The organism is Sphingorhabdus sp., from assembly GCF_040079335.1.
Lineage (GTDB): Bacteria > Pseudomonadota > Alphaproteobacteria > Sphingomonadales > Sphingomonadaceae > Sphingorhabdus_B.
Genome location: NZ_JBEBKL010000023.1, coordinates 37,393 through 43,799, shown reverse-complemented (window position 1 = coordinate 43,799; position 6,407 = coordinate 37,393). Strand labels below are relative to the sequence as shown.

Annotated in this window: 7 protein-coding genes; 1 reads left to right on the top strand and 6 read right to left on the bottom strand. The window is 57.7% G+C overall.

The window, feature by feature from the left end:
- Positions 1-1,136, bottom strand: a 1,136-nt coding sequence (locus ABL922_RS08155) for a saccharopine dehydrogenase NADP-binding domain-containing protein (protein ID WP_349023717.1), incomplete at its 3' end; no start/stop codon positions are given.
- Between the two features lie 330 nt (positions 1,137-1,466).
- Here ABL922_RS08155 and ABL922_RS08150 point away from each other — a divergent pair.
- Positions 1,467-2,033, top strand: a complete 567-nt coding sequence (locus ABL922_RS08150) for a hypothetical protein (protein WP_349023716.1) — start codon at positions 1,467-1,469, stop codon at positions 2,031-2,033.
- A gap of 372 nt (positions 2,034-2,405) precedes the next feature.
- Here the strand turns inward: ABL922_RS08150 and ABL922_RS08145 are convergent, their stop codons facing one another.
- The 5 genes from ABL922_RS08145 to ABL922_RS08125 all read right to left on the bottom strand — a co-directional run bounded on the left by ABL922_RS08145 (position 2,406) and on the right by ABL922_RS08125 (position 6,318).
- Positions 2,406-3,581 carry an acyl-CoA dehydrogenase family protein gene (locus ABL922_RS08145; RefSeq protein WP_349023715.1) on the bottom strand — a complete coding sequence of 392 codons (1,176 nt, stop codon included), beginning with the start codon at positions 3,579-3,581 and terminating at the stop codon, positions 2,406-2,408.
- 243 nt (positions 3,582-3,824) lie between these two features.
- Positions 3,825-4,379: a dCTP deaminase gene (gene dcd / locus ABL922_RS08140; protein WP_115549989.1), complete on the bottom strand. Its 555-nt coding sequence runs from the start codon at positions 4,377-4,379 to the stop codon at positions 3,825-3,827.
- 307 nt (positions 4,380-4,686) lie between these two features.
- Complete coding sequence (locus ABL922_RS08135; RefSeq protein ID WP_349023714.1) at positions 4,687-5,127, bottom strand: cytidine deaminase; 441 nt, start codon at positions 5,125-5,127, stop codon at positions 4,687-4,689.
- Entirely contained in the window at positions 5,124-5,810 is a 687-nt protein-coding gene (locus ABL922_RS08130) for a GH25 family lysozyme (protein WP_349023713.1), read from the bottom strand. Before ABL922_RS08130 ends, ABL922_RS08135 begins: the two co-directional genes overlap by 4 nt.
- Positions 5,811-5,835: 25 nt before the next feature.
- A complete protein-coding gene (locus ABL922_RS08125) occupies positions 5,836-6,318 on the bottom strand; it encodes a UPF0262 family protein (protein WP_349023712.1) in 483 nt (160 codons plus the stop codon).
- Positions 6,319-6,407: the final 89 nt, after the last annotated feature.

Below are 6,407 nucleotides of genomic sequence, written 5' to 3'. Positions count from 1 at the left end.
GCCTGCAACCGCTCGACCAGTTTGGTACCCAGTGCCGCCCCGGGGGTGGTTACCCCGCCCTCACCGTCATTTTCGGCGAGGCAAAGCGCGGTTTCGGCGATCATCTTCGAGGTCGAGCCATAGCCCGGGTCCTTGTCACCCTTCACCGAATAGAGCAGGCGCTTGCCATCGGGATATTCGCCGACAAAAAGCACATCGTAAAAGCCGTTCTCGCGTTCTTCCTTGGTCGGGCCTTCGCCGGGCTGGGGTCCACCGCCACCACCAAATGGAGCCTTCAGCGCTGTGGCCAGCGCCTCGGCGGCTTGTTTGCCCATTTCACCCGGGCTGGTCAGAACCATTTCGTCATAGCGTACATCGGTGCCCCAGGGGTGGCCGAGCAGGAAGTTGGTGCGGTGAACATTTTTGGTGTTGATCGCCGCCATGATGAACGGCGCCGCCCAACTGCCGAGGCTGTCGTCATATTCGGGGATCATGCCGGTGGGCTGGCTTGGCCCTTCGAAGCCCGGCGTCAGGCCGAATGGGCTCAGCATATAGGGCGTCAGCGAAGGGTGTTTGGCCAGCGTCTTCAGCGTTTCTTTCAAACTTGCAGCCGTGCCGCCCGAAAAGCCGCCCTGCATGGCGCGGACACGGCCTTTGACGCGAGGGGCCGGCGCACCAAATTTCTCGGTCGCATGTTTCTGCAGCATCAGGACACCGAGATCGAAGGGGATCGAATCGAAGCCCGCCGAGAAAGTGATCCGCGCACCGCTGGCCTTGGCGGCGTCGTGATATTTATCGATCATCTGCCGCATCCACACCGGTTCACCACACAGGTCGGTATAGTCGGTTCCGGCTTCGACGCAGGCCTTCACCAGTGGCTCGCCATAAAGCTGATAGGGCCCGACCGTGGTCAGCACCACCTTGGTCCGCTTGGCCATTGCGTCAAGCGAGGCAGGATCGTCAGCATCTGCAACCACCAGCGGCGTATCGGCGGCTGCCCCGATCAGATCGCGCACTTCCTGCAGCTTGGTCAGCGAACGCCCCGCCATAGCCCATTTCAGGCCCGCTTTATCTTTCAGATATTCGGCAACCAGACGACCGGTATAGCCAGTGGCACCATAGACGACGACGTCAAATTCGCGGGATTCCTTGGGCATATCTCTCTCCTGATTCTGCTTTGATTCCAGTGATGCGCGGACGAGGCGCGATTGTCAAAAGCCGCAGGCGCACTCATCAACGCCGCCTCCGCGTCACCGAGCTAAAATTTCCGGAGTAAAATACGAAATCGAGAGATAATAGCATAAAGACATTGCTTTGGTTAAACGAAAATAAAGCCAATTTTCCGTATCATCATATTCTGTTACAATATTTATACTTTCCTATATGTCCTTAATATTTCAATTATCCAAATTAATTGCAAATCTAATCGCTATGTTATTTATAAATCATCTAAATTGCTCTCGATTACGGGGAAAGGGAGAAGCGAGATGGTTGTTATCATTGCACTAATGATCGTGGTTGCCGTTGCCGGTGCCTTCATTCTTGGACGTGCTGCGGGCAGTAATGGGGCATCGCCAACGGTTCCGGCTCCAAGTGGCGATGGAGGCAATCCCGAATGTGACAAAGCCGGTGTAGAATGGGACAACGCCCGGCAAATGGCTTGCAACGCCAAAAGCGATGAAGCCGCCGCACGCAATCGGGTCGAAAATGCCCGGTCACAACTGGCCGTGGCAATCGCGACAGCCGTCAGTCTCGGCACAGCAGCTGCTGCCACTTTCGTGGCAGCAGCTGCAGCCCCCGCTACGATATTCGGCATTCCCGCCGGTATCGTCCTGACTGGTATCGCTATCGGCCTAGTGGCGGCGGCGGCGGCGGCCACATTGCTCGTTATTGCTTGGACCGGGGCTCTGACCGCAGCCGACGACGATCTTGCGCAGAAAACCCGCGCCCGCAATCAGTGGGAAGCCGAAGTTGCGCGACTGAGAGCCGCAATCAATGCCAATTGCCCGCCAGAAAAGGCCAACAGCTTTTTAAGCCGTCCGGGCCCCTGCTAGCTGAAATCGAACGCAAGTTCGAAAACGCGCTGCTGGTCGGCTTGAATTGGGATAGAACCAAATTTGACCGGCGCAGCAGCGCATGATTTTCTGGCATAGTTTATCTAATTGACCTGACTCACTCAGCCGGTGGCGCCGTTTCCGCGCACCGGGTTTTTGCGGTCACCCGTGCGGCTAGTCCTTCCAGAATAGCTGTCGAGGATCGTCACCGTCACCTTGCGCGCTCAAAAGCCCATAGGTCACCAATGGAATGGCAAACAGAGTAAGCGCCATTGTGGCGGCCAGATCTCTGTTTACGGGCTCTCTTCTCCCGTTCAAAAGGATTAGAGTGCTTCTCAAGAACTAGATGTGCAATGCGTGAATTGTACATGTTCAAAACGCGTATTGCCGGCTCGCCAGATCGAACATGATCTCCTCTGACCCGCCGCCGATCGCCATCACGCGGACTTCGCGGTAGATGCGTTCGACGCGGCAGCCGCGCATGAAGCTGGCGCCGCCAAGGATCTGGCAGGCTTCGCGCGCGCAAAATTCCATTGTGCGGGTGGCCTGCACCTTCAGCAACGCGAAATCGCCGGGGAAAGCCTTGCCCTCGCGCACGCTCCACGCGCACTGATCGATCCACGCTTGCGTCGAATTGATCTGGCGCAGCATATCGGCCAGTTTGTGTCGGATGGCTTGGTTGCGGATCAGGGGTTTGCCGAATACCTCGCGCTGCTGCGCCCAATCAAGCGCATCTTCAAAACAGACGCGCGCATAGGCCGCTGCCTGCTGCGCCATCCCCAGCCGCTCGCCGTTGAAATTGCGCATGATGCCCATGAAACCGCCATTTTCGGGGCCGATCAGATTTTCGGCGGGCACCTCGACATTGTCAAAATGCAGCGTCGCGGTATCGGATGCATGCCAGCCCATTTTGGCGAGCGCGGTGCGGCTGAAACCCGGCCGATCTGTTTCGATCAGCAGCAGCGAGACCCCACCCATGCCGGAGCCGCCGGTGCGCACCGCGACGGTCACATAATCGGCGCGCATGCCGCTGGTGATATAGGTCTTGCTGCCATTGACGATGTAGGATGCGCCCTTGCGTTCTGCCTTGGTCTTGAGGTTCGCGACATCCGAACCGCCCGAAGGCTCGGTGATACCCAGCGAGATGATCTTTTCTCCTGCCAGCACCGCGGGCGCAATACGCTGCTTCATTTCCTCGCTACCCATGGCGAGGATCGGCGGCAGGCCGATACCGTGGGTCATCAACGAGGCGGGAATGCCGCCTGCACCGGGTCGGCACATTTCCTCGCTCTGCACCAGCGAGTGGAAAATATCGAAACCGTTGCTTCCCGTGCCGCCAAATTCGGCAGGATAGCCAAGGCCCAATATGCCCGCTTCGGCTGCCTTTTTATGCAGTTCGCGCGGCAATTCGCCAGCCGCCTCCCATGCATCGACATTGGGCGTGATTTCGCGCGCGACGAAGCGGCGGACGGTGTCGCATACCGCCTCATGGCTTTCGTCATAATAAGGCGAACGGGCGCGCCATTGGTCGAATAGGGGTGATGTCATCCGGGCCTCTCCTGCAACTGCATTTGCCCATGTTTAATCGCTCGATTAAATTGAGCAAGGCCGGATGTCGAAAAGCCATTCAATCATCCAACCGCAACACTGTGTCACCCCCGACTTGATCGGGGGTCTATGGTCTGAGCTGTAAGTTTAAACTTCGCCATCAGGCCATGGATCCCCGCTTTCGCGGGGATGACAAGGTGTCTTGTTGCTTTACGTATTTAGGACCGCAGGCAGGACGACAGCTCAAAGCCTCGGCAGTGTCACGCCCTTTTGCCCCATATATTTGCCTGCTCGGTCCGCATAACTCGTCTCGCAAGGCTCGTTGCCCTGCAGGAAGAGGAACTGGCACGCGCCTTCATTGGCATAGATTTTGGCGGGCAGCGGGGTGGTGTTCGAAAATTCGAGCGTCACATGCCCTTCCCAGCCGGGTTCGAGCGGTGTGACGTTCACGATGATGCCACAACGGGCATAGGTGCTCTTGCCCAGACAGATGACGAGCACGTCGCGCGGTACGCGGAAATATTCTACGGTGCGGGCAAGGGCAAAGCTATTTGGCGGGATGATGCAAACATCGGTTTCGCGGTCGACAAAGCTTTTGGGATCAAATTCTTTCGGATCAACCACGCTCGAATCGACATTGGTGAAAATCTTGAACTCGGGCGCGACGCGAGCGTCATAGCCGTAAGAGGACAGGCCATAGCTGATGCAGCCATCGCGGCGCTGCGCCTCGACAAACGGCTCGATCATACCATTTTCGAGTGCCTGTTGCCTGATCCATTTGTCCGAAAGAATTGCCATGCCGACTCCCTGTTAAGGCGCAATGCTTTTGCCGCTTTGGCGGGGGAGTGCAAGAGGGCTGTGTCCGGTGGCTTGTCAAATAGGCCTTGGTTTAGGATGGCGGGTGTCGTGTTTTTGGATTCACGCGAAGAACACAAAGATTATCAAGAGGGCAGATTAGCAACGATCCCGAAGGGATCACTATATTCTGGCATGATTTGAGGCGCTTCGCGCAATCTCCAATGCAACCTCTTAAAAATCTTCGCGTTCTTCGCGTGAAACAAAATGGCGCAACCCCGCCACCCGCCAAACGGCAATGGCAAAAGCGCTATCTCAAACTGGCGGGCCCAAATCCGTGCGGCAGCAGCTCTGAAAGCAGGTGCGTTTCATAGCCGCTGGCATGCGCGCAGTGGATCGGCAGGTCGATTGCCACCTCGTCCGCCACCTCTTTGATCACCTGACGACAGCGGCCGCACGGTGTGATCGGCTCAGCACCAATTACGGCACCCCCCTCGGATGATTTGGGCCCGCCCGCAACCGCGATCGCGACAATCCGCCGCATCTGGCCATCGCTGTTCGCCTTGGCGATGGCGACGGTTTCGGCGCACAGCGTCATGCCATAGCTGGCATTTTCAAAGTTGGAGCCAATGACGATTTTGCCATTGTCGAGCAGCAATGCCGCCCCGACATGGAAGTTCGAATAGGGCGCATAGGCATTATGCGTGGCAGCAATCGCCGCCTGCACCAGTTGCTCATTCACTTCGTTCATTGCCGCACCACCACCCATTGCACCGGTTCATCGACCCCGTCGATACGGCGCTCTGGATTGGCTGTCCACATCACCCAGGGGCGCGCGGCATAATCGGGCAGCAGCCAGGTCTTTTCGAGCCAGACGGTGCGGTCGATCGACGAACTTAATTTATACTGGTTCTCGAATTCCTGCGAAATCTTCAGGATGGCGGGCTTCCCCAGATGAGCCTCGATTTGCGATAGAAAGGTCGCGACTTCGGATAGCACCAGTGCCCTATCCGGCTTGCTCGCGCATTTTTCCGAAAAGCCGAATTCGACGGCAGCGGGCAGCGCGGCATCGGTGCGTGGCACCGTGGTGATGAATAGCGTCGCCTGATCGCTCGCCAGACGGCACAGATCATAGCGGTGCAGCGGACCGAAGCGCACACCTGCTTCGCGCGCACCGGCCATATTTGTGGCAAAATTCGTGTCGCGGTTCTTCGAACCGTCGGTCGCCAAGATATAAGCGAAATCAACGCCGGTCGCGGCGAGCATCGGCCAGTCAAGCTTACCGTGGCGCGCGTCCGCAACGATCCCCTGCACCGGATAATCATCGCGCGCAGGGGCCCAGCCCAATACGACCCGCCACAGCACGAACGCGCCCAGCGCGAGTGCAAGCACGATTGCGGCGTAGCGCCAAAGCCTGAATTTTCCGCTGGCCATTTCTTTCCCCGAAATCCCTGTTGGCCTATTGCTTTATGTGCAGCACGCAAATCAACGTAAACAATCGCCGTGCGGTCGGAAAATCGACCTCAACCTTGCCCTCTAGCCGCTCCATCAGCAATTCCGCCGCGCTGTTATGCACCCCTCGGCGCGCCATATCGATCGTTTCGATCTCGGATGCAGTCGCCTTGCGGATCGCCTGATAATAGCTGTCGCAGATCGCGAAATATTCGCGCACCGGGCGCTGGAACCGGCCCAGCCCCAGGATCAGCGTTTCGTGCGGCGCGCCATCTTCGCGTGAAATATCGAGCACCAGTCGACCCTCGGTGACGCTGATCTTCAGGCGGTACGGCCCTGCATAGCCATCGCCCATATCGCGCAGCGGCTTGAAATGGTTTTCTTCGATCAAGTCAAAGATCGCGACGCGCCGTTCCTGCTCGATATCGGCGTTGCGACGCAATATGGTCGCTTCGTCGAGATCGACGGATATGATGCGCGGGTCGGACATATGTTTCCTCTAACCGATGCGACGGCAGGGGCAAGAGCCGTCCGGTAAATTGTCCACAGGCCTGTCCCCCGAACAATTTTTGCAGCGCC